Genomic DNA, 539 nt, shown 5'->3' with positions numbered 1-539 from the left:
ATAATGAATTCTGCATTCTCTGGTAATTTGCCTTTTGTATCGCGTGCTTTAAAGGCTACGTAGATTGAAGGTGATTCAACGTCTTGGTATTCAATTTCAGCTTCAGCTAAAGTAGATTCTGAAGATGGTGACCAATAAACTGGCTTAGCACCTTTATAGATCAAGCCTTTTTCATACATATCACCGAATAAACGGATTTGTTGCGCTTCAAATTCTGGTGCTAGTGTTAAGTATGGGTTCTCCCAGTCACCAGCAACACCTAAACGTTTGAAGTCATCACGTTGGCCGTTAATTTGTTTCCAAGCGTACTCTTCACATAGTTTACGGAATTCAGCAACTGTCATTGACTTACGGTCAACACCTGAATTGGTTAAGGCTTGCTCGATTGGTAAACCGTGCGTATCCCAGCCTGGTACGTAAGGTGACCGGAAGCCAGACATAGATTTTGAACGGATGATAATATCTTTAGAGATTTTATTCATGGCATGTCCAATATGAATGTTCCCATTTGCATATGGTGGGCCATCATGTAGGACCCA

At 41.2% G+C, this 539-nt stretch carries 1 protein-coding gene; it reads right to left on the bottom strand.

The genetic code is table 11. The features are described from left to right. Window positions 1-539 (bottom strand): class I tRNA ligase family protein (locus tag ACRCJ0_RS19090; protein WP_431391781.1); only part of this gene is annotated, 539 nt, incomplete at both ends.

It is taken from the genome of Aerococcus sp. L_32, from assembly GCF_050689315.1.
This window is presented reverse-complemented; position numbering and strand designations above follow the sequence as displayed.